The sequence below is a fragment of the Streptomyces sp. NPDC047525 genome (genome assembly GCF_040643025.1).
In the GTDB taxonomy this organism is placed as follows: domain Bacteria; phylum Actinomycetota; class Actinomycetes; order Streptomycetales; family Streptomycetaceae; genus Streptomyces; species Streptomyces durmitorensis.
Genome location: NZ_JBEYTL010000003.1, coordinates 1 through 17,318 on the forward strand (window position 1 = coordinate 1; position 17,318 = coordinate 17,318).

Here is a 17,318-nt window from a genome sequence, read left to right on the forward strand (position 1 = left end):
CAGCCCGGCCCTCACCGCCCGCGCAGCGCGACGGCGCGGACCTCCTCGGCCAGGCGGGCCTGTTCGACCAGTGCCCCGCCCGTGAGCGGGGACGGGGCGCCCGAGCGGATGCCCTCGACGAAGGCCGTCACCACGGAACGGAACTGGTCGTGCGGAGGCACGAGCAACTCCTCGTGGGAGCCGTCCCGTTCGAGGTGGATCACCGCCGGATGGTCCGCGGGCGGCGTGTAGGCGCGGGGCACCAGGATGCATGTCGAATTAGGTGGGCCTGGAGGGCCGGAGCGCTGCGGGGCGGGGTCGATGCCGGCGAAGTGGAGGATCTTCCACACCGTGGACGGGGCGATCGGGTAGCCGAGACGGGCGAGTTCGCCCTGTATCCGGCGGTGGCCCCAGCCGCTGTTCTCCCGGGCCATGCGCAGGACAAGCTGCTTGACGGCAAGCGCGGTGGAGGGTCTGCCGGGGCGGAGTTGCCGGGTGAACGACCATTTCCTGGCTATGAGATGGCGGTGCCAGGCCAGCAATGTGGTGGGGGTGACCGCGAAGGCCTGGCCCCAGCGCCCACGCGGGACGAACCGCGAGAGCGCGGCAAGCCAGATCCGGTCTGCGGGCTCATAGCGGACGCGGGCGATCTGACGGCGCAGCACCGCGTTCTTGTGCCGCAACGCCAGAACCTCTGCGTCCTTTGCCACACGGCTACGCAGTACGGCAGAAGGCACCTTGATCAGATTCCGAATGAGCGCGGTGACGGTGGGCAACGGCATCGAAGGATCGTCGCAGATGCCGTGCAGGCCGGTCTTCTAGTCCGGGAACTACCAGGTCAGGTCACGAATCGTGTTTTCGAGCGGCACAGGTCGGCGAAATCCGTCAAGGGGTCGAGTGGGAGCACGGCCCCATGACGAGTATTCGGACAACGGGGCGAACGGCGCGGACCCTTGTCTCGAACATCAGACCGGGCAGCGGAGATGCTCCCTGGGAGCGACCGGATCGGGTGACCAGCCGTCGACCCCCGGTTGACGTCGCTCCCAGACTCCCGCTCCCTGGGAGCACAGGGAGCGGTCTCCCGCTCCCAGATTTGCTCCCAAAAACGAAGTAGGGGCCATCCGAAGATGGCCCCTACCTGCGACGTTTCCGTCGGGACGACAGGATTTGAACCTGCGACCCCTTGACCCCCAGTCAAGTGCGCTACCAAGCTGCGCCACGTCCCGATGCGCGTGTCTCGCGGTGTTCTGCGTGATCGCGCAAACAGAACTTTACCCCACGTTCGGGGGTGGTCCGCTCCCCCCTCCGGACACCCGGCGAGGGACAATCGCCGTATGAACACCGCACCTCGACCCGATGACCGTGGCCGTGACCGTGACGCCGAAGGGCGGGCCCGCAATGCGCGGCCGCGTGATGGGCTCGGGCGGCCGTTGCCGTACGGCACCGAAGGTGTGGAGCGGCAGCCCGAAGGCGTCACGCGTACGCCCGAGGAGACGGTCGCTCAGGCGCAGGCCCTGCTCGACGCGGGGCGGCCCTTTCACGCGCACGAGGTCTTCGAGGACGCCTGGAAGTCGGGGCCCGAGGACGAGCGCGACCTGTGGAAAGGGCTCGCGCAGCTGGCCGTTGGGCTGACTCACTCCGCCCGCGGCAACCTCACGGGCGGGGCGCGGCTGCTGCTCAGGGGGGCGAGCGCCATCGGCACGGGGAAGTGGGGAGAGCGGCCCCACGGGATCGATGTGGACGGACTCGGCGTGTGGGCGCGGCAGTTGGCTCAGGCTCTGGAAGGGGACCGGTCGACGGTGGACGCTGCCGAGCACGCGCCTCGGCTGCGTGGGAGTGACTAGCCACCCGCCGGTCACGCGGATGCGCCCCGCCCGGGGGACAAGCACGACATCCCCGTACGGCAGACTCTCAGGGTGCGAAAGATTCATGTCATCGGTATCGGCGCGGGCGACCCCGACCAGTTGACCCTGCAAGCCGTCAAGGCCATGAAGAGCACCGACGTGTTCTTCATCCTCGACAAGGGCGAGGAGAAGGACGACCTCGTGCGGCTGCGGCGTGATCTCCTCGACGCGCACTGTGCCGACGGCACCTTCCGCGTCGTCGAGGCGCGGGACCCCGCGCGCGACAGGAAGGCGGGCGGCGCGGATTACTCCCCCGCCGTCGTGGACTGGCGCAGCCGCCGTGCCGAGATCTATGAGCGGCTCGTCGCCGATGAGCTGGGTGAGGACGAGTGCGGTGCCTTCCTCGTGTGGGGAGACCCCTCGCTGTACGACGGCACCCTCGGGGTTCTGGAGGAAGTCCTCGACCGGGGTGCGGTGGCCTTCTCGTACGACGTCGTGCCCGGGATCAGCAGTGTCTCCTCGCTCGCCGCGCGGCACCGCACCGGCCTGAACCGCGTCGGGCGCCCCGTGCAGATCACCACCGGGCGCCGGCTCGCCGACGGCGGGTTTCCCGAGGGCGTCGACGATGTCGTGGTCATGCTCGATGCTCATCAGGCCTTCCGGCAGTACCTAAGCGGTGAAGGCCGTGAAGGTGGTGACATGTATGTCTACTGGGGGGCCTATGTCGGGACCATCGACGAGATCCTCGTTTCCGGGCCCCTCGACGAAGCCGCTCCCCGCATCGAGGCCCTCCGCGCCGAGGCGCGCGAGCGCAAGGGGTGGATCATGGACACCTATCTGCTCCGCCGCAACCTGGACTGAGCGCCCCCACCTCCCTCACCCCCATTAACCACCGGCAACCGTCACCGGACCGGACCGGCCCCGCATGCACACGCCCAGGCGCGGTGTGAGGGTGACCGTGTGACCACCACCGTCGAGCCCGCCGCCGAGGCCCCCGCCCAGGGGCCGCCCGTCCTGGACAAGCGCCGCCGCAACATCGTCTTCGTGACGATCATGCTGGGGATGCTGCTCGCCGCACTCGACCAGACCATCGTGGGCACCGCGCTGCCGACGATCGTGGCGGATCTGGGCGGCGCGGAGCACATGTCGTGGGTCGTGACCTCGTATCTGCTCGCGGAGACCGTCGCCACGGTGCTCGTCGGGAAGTTCGGCGATCTCTTCGGGCGGAAGATCGTCTTTCAGGTCTCGGCCATCGTCTTCATCACCGGCTCGTTCCTGTGCGGCCTGTCGACGAACATGACGCTGCTCATCGCCTGGCGCGCCCTGCAGGGCATCGGCGCGGGCGGTCTCATGGTGACCTCGATGGCGTTGATCGCCGACGTCATCCCGCTGCGCGAGCGCGGCAAGTACCAGGGTGCGATCGGCGCCGTCTTCGGCGTCGCCACCGTCATCGGGCCGCTGCTCGGCGGGCTCTTCACCGACCATCTGACCTGGCGCTGGGCCTTCTACGTCAACGTACCGATCGCGATCGTCGTGGTGATCGCAGCCGCTCGCACGATCCCCGTCGTGCGGTCTGCGGTGCGTCCCGTCATCGATTATCTCGGCATCGCGTTCGTCGCGATCGGCGCCAGCGCGCTGATTCTGGCGACCAGTTGGGGCGGCAACCAGTACGCGTGGGGTTCGGGCACCATCATCGCGCTGTTCGTGGGCGGCGCGGTCGCGCTCGCGCTGTTCTGTGTGGTCGAGACGCGGGCCGCCGAACCGATGCTGCCGATGCGGCTCTTCGCCAATCCCGTCTTCACCGTCTGCTCGATCCTCAGCTTCATCGTCGGGTTCGCGATGCTGGGCGCGATGACGTTCCTGCCGACCTATCTTCAGTACGTCGACGGGGACTCCGCCACCATCTCGGGCGTGCGGACGCTGCCCATGGTGATCGGGCTGCTCATCGCCTCGATCTTCAGCGGGAATGTGGTCAGCAAGACCGGGAAGTACCGGATCTTTCCCATCGTGGGTGCCCTGGTCATGGCGCTCGGGCTCTATCTGCTCTCGCTCATGGGGAGTGAGACCAGTACCTGGCTCGAGTCGCTCTACATGTTCGTCCTCGGTACCGGCATCGGGCTCTGCATGCAGGTCCTGACGATCGCCGTGCAGAACACCGTCGTCTACTCGGATCTGGGCACGGCGACCTCCGGGGTCACCTTCTTCCGTACGCTCGGCAGCTCCTTCGGCACCGCCGTGTTCGGGACGATCTACGCGAACACGCTGAAGCCGAACCTGGAGGACGGGGTCGCCGCCGCGGCCAAGGCCGGGGCCGCGGATCCCGCCGTGGTGGCCAAGGCCGCGCAGAGTCCGCAGGGGCTGCACGGCCTTCCACCGGAAGCGGCCGCCCCCATCATCAAGGCGTACGCCGACACACTGCACACCGTGTTCCTGTGGACGGTGCCCGTGGCGCTGCTCGGGTTCGTGGTGGCCCTCTTCCTCAAGCAGGTGCAGCTGCGGGACAGCGCGCGGATGAGTTCCTCGGACATGGGCGAGGGCTTCGCGTCGCCGACGTCGAGCGGCAGCTCGGACCGGGTGCTCGAACTGGCGGTCGGGAACATCATCCGCAGTACCGGTATGGACACCGCACGCCGTGTCATCCGCGACTCCGACACCCGGCTCGACATCGCGGGCGCGTGGGCCGTGATGCAGGTGTCGCTCTTCGACCGGATGGTCGGGCACGCGAGCCTCAGCCTGATCGCCGCCCGGCGTCAGCTGCCGTCCGAAGTCCTGGTGCCGGTCTTCAACCGCATGGTCGAGGAGGGCTTCCTCACCCGCTCCGGCCTGCTCTTCTCGCACACGCCCGCGGGCGAACGCGAGGCCGACGTGATCGGCAAGGCGTGGGCCAAATGGCTGGGCGAGCAGGTGGAGAAGGACAGCGGCCGGCCCGCGGACCAGGACCTCGTCAAGGCGGTCGACGCGATCGCGAAGCGGCTGCTCGTGGAGGACCTGGAGCACGGTCTTGCCCCCGAGGCGAGGCAGGCAGTCCCCATGGGCAAGGCCTAGGCCGCCTGCGGCCACTGCTCCGTCAGCGCAGCAGCAGCTGGAGGCCCCCGAGGACCGTGGCCCCGATCACCAGTTGTTCGAAGAGCCGCTGATTGATCCGGTGCACGGCCGCCTTGCCGATGAGGGCGCCCGGCAGGACGAAGAGCACGAGTGCCGCGTCCAGCAGCAGCGAGTGCGCGTCGATCAGGCCGAGGCCCACGCTGAACGGCACCTTGGAGGTGTTGACGATGAGGAAGAACCACGCCGACGTGCCCAGGAAGCTCAGCTTCCGGAAGCCCGCCGAGAGCAGATACATCGACATCACCGGGCCGCCCGCGTTGGCGACCATGGTGGTGAAGCCGCCGAGCACGCCGTAGGAGGGGGCCTTGAGCCGGGCGCCGAGCGAAACCTCCGCCGCACTCGACTCACCAGCCTCGGCCACCCCGTCCGCGGGGGCCCTGCGGCGCCACAGCGTGACCGCCGCCATCAGGAGCAGGATCGCCCCGATCGACGTACGGACGATGGCGTCGTCGGCCCACATCAGGAAGACCGTGCCCACCACCACACCGCCCGCGACGGCGGGGAACAGCCGCCACAGGGTGGGCCAGTGGGCATGTCTGCGGTAGGTCAGGACCGCCAGTACGTCGCCCGCGATGAGGATGGGCAGCAGGACTCCGGTCGACTCGCGGGCCGGCAGGACCGCGGCGAAGACGGCGAGGCTGACCGTGTTGGCCCCGCTGACGGCGGTCTTCGAGAAGCCGACGAGCACCGCGGCCGCGGCGAGTGCAGCGAATTCCCACAGAGATATGTTCAGAGATATGTCCATGCCGGGGACAGATGCTAGGCCCAACTATCTCCGCGTCGTCAGGGGCGGCCACATCCTGGACGTCCGGGCCGACAAGGCCTAGGCCCCGCTGTAGGTGACGCGCAGCTCCCGCTTGAGGACCTTCATGCTGGGGCCGAGCGGCAGCTCGCCGGTGAACTCCACGCGGCGCGGGTACTTGTGGCGGCCCAGGTGCTCCTTGGACCACTCGGTGATCTGCGCGGCATCGGGCGCGGAGCCGGGCGCGGCGACCACGACGGCGCAGATCTCCTCGCCGTGCACCGCGTCGGGCAGACCGATCACGGCGACGTGCGCGACGTCCGGGTGGCGCATGAGCACCTCCTCGACCTCGCGCGGATAGACGTTGAAGCCGCCGCGGATGATGACGTCCTTCTTGCGGTCGACGATGGCCAGGAACCCGTCGGCGTCCTTCGTGCCGAGGTCCCCGGTGCGGAACCAGCCGTCGACGACGGCCTCCGCGGTCGCCTCCGGGCGCCCCAGGTAGCCGGAGAAGACGTTGTGGCCGCGGACCACGACCTCCCCGAGCTCACCGGTGGGCAGCAGCTCGATCCGCCCCTCGACGTCGGCGCGGGCGATCTCCACGTCCACGCCCCACAGCGGGTGGCCGATGCTGCCCGCCTTGGTGCCGAACACGGGCTGGTTCACGGAGGCGGTGGGCGAGGTCTCGGAGAGCCCGTACCCCTCGAAGACCGGTACGCCGAAGGCCTCCTCGAAGCGTTCGAGTACGGCCACGGGCAGCGAGGCCCCGCCGGAGACACAGAGCCGCAGCGTGGGCAGTTCGGGGGCCGCGGCCGCGGCGGCGACGAGGTTCACGTACATCGTCGGTACCCCGTGGAAGGTGTTGACGCCCTCCGCCGCCATCAGCGCGATGGCCCGCGCGGCGTCGAAGCGCGGCAGCAGGACGAGTGTCGCGCCCGCGCGCCAGGTGGCGTTCATGGAGACGGTCTGGCCGAACGCGTGGAAGAGCGGGAGCGCGCCGAGCGCGATGTCGTCGCGGCGCACGTCGTGGGCGTCGAAGGCGCAGACGGTCGCGTTCATCACCAGGTTGAGGTGGCTGAGCACGGCGCCCTTGGGGACGCCCGTGGTGCCGCTGGTGTAGAAGACGACGGCGGGGTCGTCGGCCTCACGCGTGACGTAGCTGGGGAGCGGTTCGGCCGCGCCCGCCAGGGTCTCGAGCTCACCGCCCCCGCCGAGCGTCAGCATGCGTACGCCGGTGGCGGCGGCAGCGGCCTTGCCCGTCTCGGCCTGCGCGGGGTGACAGAGCAGCAGGGTGGCGCCGCTGTCCCGCAGGACGTGCTCGACCTCCTCTGCGGAGAGCAGGAGGTGTACGGGGACCACGACGCCGCCCGCGGCGAGGATCGCGTAATAGGCGCGCGGGAACTCGGCGGTGTTGGGCGCCATCAGGGCCACCCGGTCCCCCGGCGCGACCCCGAGCCCCACGAGTGCCGCCGCCTGCGCGCGGGCCTGCTCCCACAACTCACCGAAGGAGAGCCGCAGTTCACCCTCGACGAGGGCGGTGCGGTCCGGTTGGCGACGTGCGGGCTCGGCGAGGATCGCGGCGAGGGACAGCGTGGCCATGGGTGGTGCTCCGTTTCCGTGCGTTCCGTGCGTTCCGTGCGTTGTTTCCGTTGGTGAGGGAGGGGGATTCAGCCGCGCTCGACCAGCAGCGCGCTGCCCTGACCGACGCCCACGCACATCGTGGCGAGGCCGCGGGCGGCGCCGGTGCGGCGCATGCGGTGCAGCAGCGTGGTGAGGATGCGGGCGCCCGAGCAGCCGAGGGGGTGGCCGAGGGCGATGGCGCCGCCGGTCGGGTTCACCAGCTCCGGATCGATGCCGAGGGCGTCGACGCAGGCGAGGGCCTGGGCCGCGAAGGCTTCGTTGAACTCGGCCTCCTGGAGGTCGCCGATGGTCCAGCCGACGCGGGCGAGTGCCTTCTGGGTGGCGGGGACGGGCCCGATGCCCATGACGTCCGGGTGCACACCGGCGGAGGCGCCTGCGACGTACCGCCCGAGGGATTCGAGCCCGAGTTCGTTCAGGGCTTCCTCGCTGACGAGAATGAGCCCGGCCGCACCGTCGTTCATCGGCGACGCGTTGCCCGCGGTGACCGTGCCGCCCTTGCGGAAGACGGGGCGCAGGCTGCTGAGCTTCTCGTACGAGGTGTCCTCACGGACGCATTCGTCGAGGTCGACGACCGTGCCGTCAGGTCGGGTGACGGGGAGGATCTCGTCGTCGAAGTGGCCGTTCTTGCGGGCCTCGGTGGCGCGTTGGTGGCTGCGGAGGGCGAAGGTGTCCTGGCGTTCGCGGGAGACGCCGTGGCGCTCGGCGACTTCCTCGGCGGTCTCACCCATGGCGAGTACGCCGTGCAGGTCCTTCATGGCGGGGTTCACGAGGCGCCACCCGAGGCGGGTGTCGACGGTCTCCATCTTGTGCGGCAGCGCTTCGTCGGGGCGGGGCATGACGAAGGGGGCGCGGCTCATCGACTCGGAGCCGCCCGCGAGGACGATGTCGGCTTCGCCGGACGCGATGGTGCGGGCGGCGGCGGTGACGGCCTCCATGCCGGATGCGCAGAGGCGGTTCACGGTGGCGCCGGGCACGGATTCCGGGAGGCCTGCGAGGAGGGCGGCCATGCGGGCCACGTTGCGGTTGTCCTCGCCCGCCTGGTTGGCGGCGCCCCAGTAGATGTCGTCGATCCTTGCGGGATCCAGCTCGGGTGTTCCTGCGAGGAGGCCGCGTACGACGCCGGCGGCGAGGTCGTCCGGGCGGACGGAGGAGAGGGTTCCGCGGAGTTTGCCGATGGGGGTGCGGCGGGCTGCGGCGAAGTGGACTGGGCGCACGATACGGCTCCGGATCGTTTGCGGTCATCGTCTGCGGGGCATCGCTTGACGTTAATTAGCACTGCTAGTTTTTGCAGTCTACGGGGAGGTTGCTGCTGGGGGAAGAGTGGTCTTTTCCCCAACCCCGCCCCTTCCCGGCTGCATCGATTGGCGGCTCCGCCGCGGGCCGCTCGGGCGCGGGGGCCTTGGTTGCCGTTATCACCGGCTTCGCCGAGTTCGTCCTCAAACGCCGGACGGGCTGAAACACCCCGAGGCCATCTTGTACGGGGTCTGGGACGGAGCCCCAGTCAGGCCCTCGCGCCCAGCGAGTTTTCGGGAAGGGGCGGGGTCGGGGAAGGAAAAGCCCTAGCCGACCACGACCCGCACCGGCCCTCCCCCCGCATCAACCTTCCCGGCCCAGCCCCCCGAGAGATACACCCCCTGGTTGGGCAGAATCCTCCGCCGCACCCGCTGCCGGTGCAGGCACCGCCCGTCCTGCAGCACCACCAGAACCGGACAGCCCAACGCCTCCGCCGTCCGCAGGACAAAGCGACCCCCAGCAGCACCAGGCACGATCCGGTTCGGTGCCACCCACCGGAGGGGGGTCTCCGCCACCACCGGCACCCCGCCGGAAGGCCACCCCGCACCCCCGAGATGCCCCCGCACCGCCTCCGCGACCCGCGCCCCCTCCCCCGCGGCCACCCCCGCAGGCTCCACCGCGTGCACACCGTTGCCCACCGCGAAGACACCCGGCGAAGCCGTGCGGAACGAACCGTCCACCGCGGGGCCCCGTGTGCCGGGGTCGAGGAGCACGCCTCCCCGCCGGGCCAGCTCGTGGTCGGGGACGAAGTCCCCGGTGAACACCACCGTGTCGCAGGCGAGCACACGCTCCCGCCCGTCGCGCCGCCGCAGCCGGACGCCCGACAGCCGCCCACGCCCCAGGAGTTCGGTCACCACCGCACCGGTGAGCAACGGGACCCGGGCGACCCCGAGCCGGGTCGACGCGGCCCGCACCCTGCCGACCTGCGCCCGCGCCTCCTCTGTGACGAGCGCGGCGACCTCCACCCCCGCGCGCCGCAGGGTGGACAGGGCCGCGTAGCTCACCGGCTCCGCCCCCACGACGACCGCCCTGGTACCGATCTCCTGCCCGTAGACGTGGACCGCCTGCTGCAGCTCCCCCGTGGTCAGCACTCCCGCCGGGCGCGTCCCCGGCACGAGCCGCGCCGACCGCGGCCGTTCGCGTGCGCCCGTGGCCAGGACCACGGCGCGCGCGGTGATCCGCTCAAGGCCGTGCGGCCCCGTCGTTTCCAGGCAGAGCGGTCCCGCCCACCCGGTGGCGCTCACCCCGGTCCGCACCGCCGCTCCACCGCCCAGCGCGGCCTCGACGAGGCTCTCCGCGTACTGCGGCCCCGTCACCCCCCACCGCCCGAACCCCCTGCGGTGGCAGTGGCGCGGCACCCCGCCGGCCCGCGCGTCGCGCTCCAGGACCTCCACCGTGCCCGCGCCCGAAGCGGCGAGGCGCGCGGCTGCCGCGAGTCCCGCGGGGCCCGCCCCGACAACGAGGATGTCCACACTCCGCTGCCGCCTCAACACGCCGCCCCCGACTCGCCCCAGCCGTCGAAGAGTTCACGCACCGCGGCCCCGCAGTAGAACCCCTGGCAGCGCCCGCCCCGCGCCCGCGTCCGGCGCCGCAGGCCCTCCAGCGAACCGGGCGGCACGGTGCTGATGAGGGCGTCCCTGATCTCGCCTCGGGTCACGCGCTCGCAGTGGCAGATGATGCTGCCGTACGCCGAGTCTGTCGCGATGAGGTCGGCGCGCTGGTAGGGGCGGGGGAAGGCCTCTCCAAGGTTCGGCATGCCGACGGGGTCCAGGTCTCCGGCCACCGTCAGGTCGAGGTCCGGACCCGCGGCGTCGGCGAGCAGGCCGACGACGTACTCCGCGATCGCCATCGACGCGGTGAGCCCCGTGGACCGGATGCCGCCGACGGTGATGTACCGCGCCTCGGGGGAACTGTGGATCTGGTAGTCGTCGTGCTCGGTGGCCGCCCGCAGGCCCGCGTAGACCGCGGTGACCTCCTCGTCGAGCAACGAGGGCAGGATGCGTCGCCCCTTGGCACGAAGTCCGGCGAGGCCTTCCTCCGTCGTGCCCGTCGCCCTCTTGTCGTCCAACTCCTCGGCGGTGGGGCCCAGAAGGACGTTCCCGTACACGGTCGGCGCGACCAGCACCCCCTTGCCGAGCGCCGTCGGCACCGGCAGGAGGATGTGGCGGACCAGGTCGCGGGCCAGCTTGTCGAAGACGATGAGCTGGCCGCGGCGCGGGGTCACCGTGAACGCGCCGTGCCCGAGGAACCGCCGGTCGAGTACGTCGGCGTGCAGACCCGCGGCATTGATGAGGTAGCGGGTGCGTACGGCACCACGGGGCGTGGTCAGTTCATGGCAGTCGGAGCCTCCCGACGATGCCGGGTCCGAGTCCGATGCCGAGTCCGATGGCGGTGGCGGTGGCGGTGGCGACTCCCATGAACCTACCTTCTCCACCTCGCAGTTGAGGTGCAGGTCCACACCGCCCCGCACGGCCTGGGTGGCGTACGCCAGCGTCGTCGTCCAGGGGCAGATGATCGACTCGCCGGGGACGTCGAGCGCGCCCAGCGCGCCCTCGCCCAGGTGGGGTTCGCGGGAGCGGACCTCGTCCGCGCCGATGATCCGGGCGTCGTTGTATGCGTTTGCCTCCGCCTTCTTCAACAGGCCCGGGAGTGCGGCCAGTTGTTCGTCGTCCCAGGCGACGAGCAGCGCGCCGACCGGTTCGACGGGGATGCCGGACTCGGCGGCGTACGCGGCGAGCAGGCGCTGCCCCTCGCGTACGAGGCGGGACTCCAGGGAGCCCGGCACCGCGTCGAAACCGGTGTGCAGGATCGCGGTGTTGGCCTTGGACGTGCCGTCGCCGACGTCGCCGGATGCCTCGACCAGGGCGACTCGGAGGCGGTGGTGTCCTGCCAGTTCGCGGGCGATGGCGGAGCCGACCACCCCGGCGCCCACGACGGTCACGTCATAGGGCTCGGTCGGCAGCGGCCCCTTGGTGGTGACGGTCATGACGACGGCGCGGGCGCGCGGTCCAGGAGCGACGCGACCGCCGAGCGGAAGCCGCCGAGGCGCTCGGCGGCCTGCGTGGCGTCGATCTTCGGCTCGTACACGGTGGCGGGCCGCCACCGGGAGACCGCGTCCCGCACCGTGAGCTTCGGATCGACACCCATGCGTGCGACCGCGCCCACACCCAGGGCGGTCACATCAGGCAACGCCGATACCTCGACCGGGAGTTGGAGCAGGTCGGCCTGGGTCTGCATCAGGAGGGCCGAGCGGGTCAGGCCGCCGTCGACGCGCAGGCTCGTCAGGGGCTCGCCCAGGTCGGCGGCCACGGCGTCGGCGAGGGATGCGACCTGGGCCGCGATGCCCTCGCACAGGGCGCGGACCAGATGGCCGGGGGCGGTGTCGAGGCCGAGGCCGGTGATCGAGCCGCGCAGGTCGCCGCGCCACCAGGGCGCCGCGAGCCCGGCGAGCGCGGGCACGAAGGTGACACCGGCCGTGTCGGGCACCGACGAGCCCACGAGGTCGAGGTCGGCGGCCCCTTCGATCACCCCGAGGTCCGTGAGCCAGCGGACGGCGGACGCGGCCGTATAGACCTGTCCGTCGAGGCAGTAGCTGCTCTCGCCCGCAAGGCGCCAGGCGACACAGCTGACCAGGCCGGAGTCGCCCCTGCGTGGCCGGGAGCCGGTCTGGGCGAGCAGGAACGCCCCGGTGCCGTACGTGCACTTGGCGGTTCCCGGTTCCGTCACGTCCTGGGCGAGCAGTGCAGCCTGCTGGTCCACGAGGAGGCCGGTCAGCGGGAGTTCGGGGCCGAAGGCCTTCGTCGTGCCGACCGGGCCCGCCGCGTCGACGACGCGCGGCAGCCGCTCGTCGGCGAGACCGAAGACGTCGAGAGCGCGCGGCGACCACGCGACGTCGTCCAGGTCGAGGAGCTGGGTGCGTCCGGCGGTCGCCGCGTCCGTGACGAACTCGCCGGTGAGTCGGTGGATCAGCCAGGCGTCGCTGGTGGTGACGACGCCCTCCCGGGTGAGGTGGCGGCGTATCCACGCCATCTTGGGCGCTGCGAAGTAGGGGTCGAGGGGGAGCCCCGTCAGGTGCGTCAACTCATCTGCGTACGGAGCCAGTTCCGCACACAGAGGCTCCGCCCGCCGGTCCTGCCAGACGATCGCCTCGGTCAGCGGGCGGCCGGAATCGGGGTCCCAGGCGAGCACCGTCTCGCCCTGGTTGGCGAGGCCGACCGCGGCCACCGGCTCCCCCGCGTCGGCCAGGGCGCGGCGTCCCGCGTCGACGACCGAGGCGAAGAGCGCCGCCGGGTCCACCTCGACCCGGCCTCCGGGGAGATGGCGCGGGCGTACGGGAGCGGCGCCGGAGCCGATCACGCCGCGTTCCGGGCAGAGAACGAGAGCCTTCGTGCCGGACGTGCCCTGGTCGATGGCGAGGACAGCCTCGCCGCGCGGTCCTCTGCCATTCGTGATCACCGCGGAAGCCTGCAACAGGGGCCCGGAAGGCGTCAAGAGCCCCCCTTGCGGCCTGATCCCGCCCCTCCCCTTTTTCAAATTGCCAACCGGCGCGCCGAGTTGAACATAAGTCGACCCCAAAAGATCCACGAATCGCCCTGAGAACGGAAGTTACGGATCTACACTGACCGCCGAACAACATCACCTACTCATAGGCCAGTTCACGCCGTCCGCCCTCCTCCCCCACAGAGGATTCATGCCCAATCCGTCAGGCCGCCCCGTTTACCACCCGGCGGGCCACGACGAACAGTTGCGCGCCGTGCTCCAGGACCTCAAGACGGGTCGCTGGGTGTCGACGCGCAACCTGCTCGACTCGACACCCGACTGGGGCCTGTGGACGCAACGCACGCAGATCCTGGCCGCCGCCGTCGCCGGTTCCGACGTGATCAAGGCCTGGCAGGCCGAGGAGCCGCACAGTGCCGCCGCCTCCGTTCTGCACACCCGGGTCCTGGTCGAGCGGACCCTGCGCGCCCATCGCGCCGGACACCGCCACACCAACGAGCTGTGGCGCGAGGCGGCAGCCGCGTGCGGCTCCGCGATCGACGCGTTCCCCGAGGATCCCGTGCCGTGGGTCTGCCTGCTCGCCCTCGCCCAGCTCGACAAGGGGCAGCGGTGGGACGAGCACCGGGTGCCGGCCCCCGAGCCGATGCTGTTCCCCGGCCCCTGGCACCTCCTCGCCGAGGCCGACAAGCGCGACCCGGGCAACCGCGAGGCGTACCACCGGATGCTCCAGTTCGCGTACACACGCCGCCCCGGAGGCCCGCTCACCGAAGCGGTCAACTTCGCCCACTGGGCCTCCGGTTCGGCCTACGCGGGATCGGCGCTCCACGTACTGCCCCTGTATGTGCGCGTCGAGCGTTACCGCAAGGACGGCGGCGCCGAGCACGCCCTGGATCTGCACTGGATAGGGGAGGACGCGACCCGCTCCGCCCTGCGCGCCCTGCACCTGTGGTTCGAGCACGCGCTGCCCGCGGCGACCTCGCTCCTCGACCTCAGCCATCTGGCCCACGCGCTGTGGGGAGCGCATCAATTCCAGGACGCGACCAGGGTGTTCGAGGCCCTCGACCCCTTCTACACCGTGGCGCCCTGGACGTACCGCACGCGCTCACCCGGTGACGCGGACGCGGCGGCCGAGGCCTTCATGCAGGCACGTACGCGCTGTCTGAGCGCCGCACGAGATCCGGGCTGAGGCCCCCGCCCCCGGGCCTTCCAAGTCAGCACCACCCGCTCCCCGACCCACCGCTCCCCGACGGAGGTACATCCGTGTCCCGCACCACCTGGTCGAGCCCATCGTCGACCGACGCGCCACTGCCCGACGAGGAACAGAGGCTCAGGGAGCTCGGCTATCAGCCGGTCCTGGCACGCCGGATGGGCGGCTTCGGCAACTTCGCCATCAGCTTCTCCGTCATCTCGATCCTCTCCGGCTGCATGACCCTGTACGGCTTCGGGCTCAACACGGGCGGCCCCGCCGTGATGCTCTGGGGCTGGGCGGGCGTCGGCCTCTTCGTGCTCTTCGTCGGCCTGGCACTCGCCGAGGTCACCAGCGCGTACCCGACCTCGGGGGCGCTCTACTACATGGCCGACCGGCTCGGTGGGCGTCGCTGGGGCTGGTACACGGGCTGGTTGAACCTGCTCGGTCTGCTTGGCGCGATAGCGGGCATCGACTACGGCGCCGCGCTCTTCACCGGCGCGTTCCTGAACCTGAAGTTCGGCTTCACGCCGACGCCGGAGAAAACCTTCCTGATCTTCCTCTGCATCCTGCTGCTGCACGCCGTCCTGAACCTCTTCAACGTGCGCCTGGTGAGCCTGCTGAACTCGATCAGCGTGTGGTGGCACGTGGCGGGCGTCGCCGTGATCGTGGGCGTCCTCGCGATCGTGCCCGACCACCACCAGTCGCCGGGGTTCGTCTTCGGTGAGTTCGTCAACAACACCGGCTGGGACAACCCGCTCTACGTCACGGCGATCGGTCTGCTCCTCGCGCAGTACACCTTCTGCGGGTACGACGCGTCCGCGCACCTGTCGGAGGAGACCTCCAACGCCTCGGTGTCGGCGGCGCGCGGCATCGTGCGTGCCATCTGGGCGTCGTGGATCGCCGGTTTCATCCTCCTGGCCGGGCTGACGTTCGCGATCCAGGACTACGCGGGCACGGTCGGTACCGACACCGGCGTGCCGCCCGCGCAGATCATGATCGACGCGATCGGCGAGTCCGGGGCGACGGCGCTGCTGCTCATCGTGATCGTGGCGCAGCTGTTCTGCGGCAACGCCGAGACGGCCGCGGCTAGCCGCATGGTCTTCGCGTTCAGCCGCGACAACGCGCTGCCCGGCTCCAAGATCTGGCGCAAGGTCAGCTCCCGCACCCAGGTCCCGGTGCCCGCGGTGTGGCTCTCGGTGGGCCTGGCCGCCGTCATCGCCCTGCCGTCCCTGTACTCGGCGACGGCGTACACGGCCGTGACCGCCATCAACGTCATCGGGATCACGCCCGCGTACGCCATCCCGATCTTCCTGAGGCTGCGGGCGGGCGACCGCTTCCAGCCGGGCCCGTGGAACCTGGGCCGCTGGAGCAAGCCGATCGGCTGGGTGGCCGTGATCTGGGTGGCGTTCGTGACGGTCCTGTTCTGCCTGCCGCAGGCCTCGCCGGTGACGGTCGACACGATGAACTACGCGTCGATCGCGCTCGCTGTGGTGCTTGCCCTCGCCACGGTGTGGTGGTTCGTGGCGCGGCGCTCCTACAGCACTCCGTCGGCGTACGGGTCGGAGCGGGAGCAGGCGGAGATCGCGGAGGACATCATCTAGAAGGATCCTGCCGGACGGCCGTGCCCCGACCTCCTCATGGGGTGCGGTCGTTGAGGATCCGCTGGAAGAGCCGGTGGTCGCGCCAGGCGCCGTTGATGTGCAGGAACTCCGGCGCGACACCGAACTCCTCGAAGCCGCACTTGGCGAGGACCCGCTGCGAGGGCACGTTGTCGAGAAGGGTGCCCGCCTCGACGCGGTGCAGGCCGAGCTCGGCGTCCGCGGACGCGCAGGCGTACATGACGGCGGCGGTGGCGAGGCCGCCGCCGATGTGGTCCACGTCGATCCAGTAGCCGAGGTTTCCGCTGCGCAAGGGGCCGAGGACGATGCCGGACAGGGTGACCGAGCCGACGATGTCCCCCTCGCGGTCGAGCACCCAGGGAGCCGCCCGCCCCGCCCGGCACTCCTCCAGCTGGGCACGGAGCCGGGCGGCCTGTGCCTGCGAGGTGAAGTAGTCCTCGGGCCGGGTGGGTTCCCACGGCTCCAGGTGGGCGCGGCTGCGCAGGCGGGCGCGGGCGAGACCGCCCGCGTCCTCCAGCGTGACGGGGCGCATGACGACGTCCGGGGTGATGCGGGCGGATTCGGTGATCATGCGCCAAGCGTAGGGACTGCGGCAGGTGCGCGCGCCGGTTGGTTCACCTTCCGCCCGCCACCCGCAGGATCGTTCCGCTCGCGTAGGACGCCTCGTCCGAGAGCAGCCAGGCGACGGCCGCCGCGATCTCCTCCGGCTGGCCCGAGCGTCCCAGCGGGATCCCCGTGGCGAGCTTCGCCGGGCGCTCGGGGTCGGCGTGGAACTCGGTCCAGATCACGCCCGGAGCGACGGCGTTGACGCGGATGCCGTCCGCCGCGACTTCCTTCGACAGACCGACCGTCATCGTGTCGACTGCCCCCTTGGCGGCGGCGTAGTGGACGTACTCGCCCGGGGCGCCGAGGGTCGCCGCCGCGGAGGAGATGTTCACGATGCCGCCGCCCGCGCCGGTCCGCGTCATGTCGCGGATCGCGCGGCGGGCGCAGAGGAGATAGCCCAGTACGTTCACGTCGAGCGCGCGGCGCATGGCGGTGGCGTCGGCCTGGGCGAGGGGGCCCACCGGGGCGCCGATCCCGGCGTTGTTCACCAGTCCCGTGACCGGGCCGAGTTCCGCGGCGGCGGTCTCGAAGAGGCGGTCGACGTCCGCCTCGTCCGCGGTGTCCATGCGGACGGTGACGCAGCTTGCGCCGGTCGCGCGGACTTCAGAGGCCGTCTTTTCGGCGGCGTCGACGTCGGCGTGATACCCGAGGGCGATGTGGTGGCCGTCCGTGGCGAGGCGGGTGGCGATGGCCGCGCCGATGCCGCGGCTGCCGCCGGTCACTACCGTGACGGGGTGGTGCTGCACGTGATCCTCCGGAGGTGCGGGGTGGACGGGGTTGCTGTTTGATCGATCATTCCTCAA

Annotated in this window: 13 protein-coding genes, 1 tRNA gene and 1 pseudogene; 5 read left to right on the forward strand and 10 right to left on the reverse strand. The window is 71.0% G+C overall.

Annotated features, from left to right (window positions below; all coding sequences use genetic code 11):
• Positions 1 to 272 precede the first annotated feature (272 nt).
• Together ABZ833_RS09040 and ABZ833_RS09045 are read right to left on the reverse strand one after the other, a co-directional pair.
• Positions 273 to 761, reverse strand: a pseudogene (locus tag ABZ833_RS09040) (integrase); the annotation flags it as partial.
• A 370-nt stretch (positions 762 to 1,131) separates the two neighbouring features.
• Positions 1,132 to 1,205: transfer RNA gene (locus ABZ833_RS09045), tRNA-Pro, on the reverse strand.
• A gap of 108 nt (positions 1,206 to 1,313) precedes the next feature.
• Between ABZ833_RS09045 and ABZ833_RS09050 the strand changes: the two genes are divergently transcribed.
• From ABZ833_RS09050 to ABZ833_RS09060, 3 genes are all read left to right on the forward strand, one after another.
• The gene (locus ABZ833_RS09050; protein ID WP_361043197.1) at positions 1,314 to 1,823 is read left to right on the forward strand and encodes a DUF309 domain-containing protein; all 510 of its coding nucleotides are present in this window, start codon (positions 1,314 to 1,316) and stop codon (positions 1,821 to 1,823) included.
• Positions 1,824 to 1,895: 72 nt separating this feature from the next.
• Positions 1,896 to 2,684: a precorrin-6A synthase (deacetylating) gene (gene cobF / locus ABZ833_RS09055; RefSeq protein ID WP_361043200.1), complete on the forward strand. Its 789-nt coding sequence runs from the start codon at positions 1,896 to 1,898 to the stop codon at positions 2,682 to 2,684.
• 99 nt (positions 2,685 to 2,783) lie between these two features.
• Positions 2,784 to 4,868, forward strand: a complete 2,085-nt coding sequence (locus ABZ833_RS09060) for an MDR family MFS transporter (protein ID WP_361043203.1) — start codon at positions 2,784 to 2,786, stop codon at positions 4,866 to 4,868.
• Positions 4,869 to 4,890: 22 nt separating this feature from the next.
• On the opposite strand, the gene ABZ833_RS09065 is transcribed toward ABZ833_RS09060, so the two are convergent.
• From ABZ833_RS09065 to ABZ833_RS09090, 6 genes are all read right to left on the reverse strand, one after another.
• Entirely contained in the window at positions 4,891 to 5,673 is a 783-nt protein-coding gene (locus ABZ833_RS09065; RefSeq protein WP_361043206.1) for a sulfite exporter TauE/SafE family protein, read from the reverse strand.
• Between the two features lie 78 nt (positions 5,674 to 5,751).
• Positions 5,752 to 7,269, reverse strand: a complete 1,518-nt coding sequence (locus ABZ833_RS09070) for a long-chain fatty acid--CoA ligase (protein ID WP_361043209.1) — start codon at positions 7,267 to 7,269, stop codon at positions 5,752 to 5,754.
• Positions 7,270 to 7,337: 68 nt separating this feature from the next.
• Positions 7,338 to 8,525, reverse strand: a complete 1,188-nt coding sequence (locus ABZ833_RS09075) for a thiolase family protein (RefSeq protein ID WP_361043211.1) — start codon at positions 8,523 to 8,525, stop codon at positions 7,338 to 7,340.
• Between the two features lie 345 nt (positions 8,526 to 8,870).
• Positions 8,871 to 10,097 carry an FAD-dependent oxidoreductase gene (locus ABZ833_RS09080; protein ID WP_361043214.1) on the reverse strand — a complete coding sequence of 409 codons (1,227 nt, stop codon included), beginning with the start codon at positions 10,095 to 10,097 and terminating at the stop codon, positions 8,871 to 8,873.
• On the reverse strand, positions 10,091 to 11,590 hold the full coding sequence (locus ABZ833_RS09085; protein WP_361043217.1) for an FAD-dependent oxidoreductase: 1,500 nt from the start codon (positions 11,588 to 11,590) through the stop codon (positions 10,091 to 10,093). The genes ABZ833_RS09080 and ABZ833_RS09085 overlap by 7 nt, the downstream gene beginning before the upstream one ends.
• Positions 11,587 to 13,059, reverse strand: a complete 1,473-nt coding sequence (locus tag ABZ833_RS09090; protein ID WP_361043219.1) for an FGGY family carbohydrate kinase — start codon at positions 13,057 to 13,059, stop codon at positions 11,587 to 11,589. Before ABZ833_RS09090 ends, ABZ833_RS09085 begins: the two co-directional genes overlap by 4 nt.
• 235 nt (positions 13,060 to 13,294) lie before the next feature.
• Here ABZ833_RS09090 and ABZ833_RS09095 point away from each other — a divergent pair, with 235 nt between their 5' ends.
• Together ABZ833_RS09095 and ABZ833_RS09100 are read left to right on the forward strand one after the other, a co-directional pair.
• On the forward strand, positions 13,295 to 14,287 hold the full coding sequence (locus ABZ833_RS09095) for a hypothetical protein (protein ID WP_361043222.1): 993 nt from the start codon (positions 13,295 to 13,297) through the stop codon (positions 14,285 to 14,287).
• 74 nt (positions 14,288 to 14,361) lie between these two features.
• Positions 14,362 to 15,891, forward strand: coding sequence for an amino acid permease (locus tag ABZ833_RS09100; protein WP_361043225.1), 1,530 nt, complete (start codon positions 14,362 to 14,364; stop codon positions 15,889 to 15,891).
• 34 nt (positions 15,892 to 15,925) lie between these two features.
• Here ABZ833_RS09100 and ABZ833_RS09105 read toward each other — a convergent pair whose 3' ends face one another.
• A complete protein-coding gene (locus tag ABZ833_RS09105; protein WP_361043228.1) occupies positions 15,926 to 16,480 on the reverse strand; it encodes a GNAT family protein in 555 nt (184 codons plus the stop codon).
• Between the two features lie 43 nt (positions 16,481 to 16,523).
• Entirely contained in the window at positions 16,524 to 17,261 is a 738-nt protein-coding gene (locus tag ABZ833_RS09110) for an SDR family oxidoreductase (protein WP_361043230.1), read from the reverse strand.
• Between the last annotated feature and the right edge of the window lie 57 nt (positions 17,262 to 17,318).

What these genes read in the sequence shown, in the direction of transcription:
- ABZ833_RS09070 (WP_361043209.1), bottom strand. Translation starts at nt 7,269, where the DNA reads ATGGCCACGCTGTCCCTCGCCGCGATCCTCGCCGAGCCCGCACGTCGC.
- ABZ833_RS09095 (WP_361043222.1), top strand. Translation starts at nt 13,295, where the DNA reads ATGCCCAATCCGTCAGGCCGCCCCGTTTACCACCCGGCGGGCCACGAC.
- ABZ833_RS09085 (WP_361043217.1), bottom strand. Translation starts at nt 11,590, where the DNA reads ATGACCGTCACCACCAAGGGGCCGCTGCCGACCGAGCCCTATGACGTG.
- ABZ833_RS09050 (WP_361043197.1), top strand. Translation starts at nt 1,314, where the DNA reads ATGAACACCGCACCTCGACCCGATGACCGTGGCCGTGACCGTGACGCC.
- ABZ833_RS09065 (WP_361043206.1), bottom strand. Translation starts at nt 5,673, where the DNA reads ATGGACATATCTCTGAACATATCTCTGTGGGAATTCGCTGCACTCGCC.
- ABZ833_RS09105 (WP_361043228.1), bottom strand. Translation starts at nt 16,480, where the DNA reads ATGATCACCGAATCCGCCCGCATCACCCCGGACGTCGTCATGCGCCCC.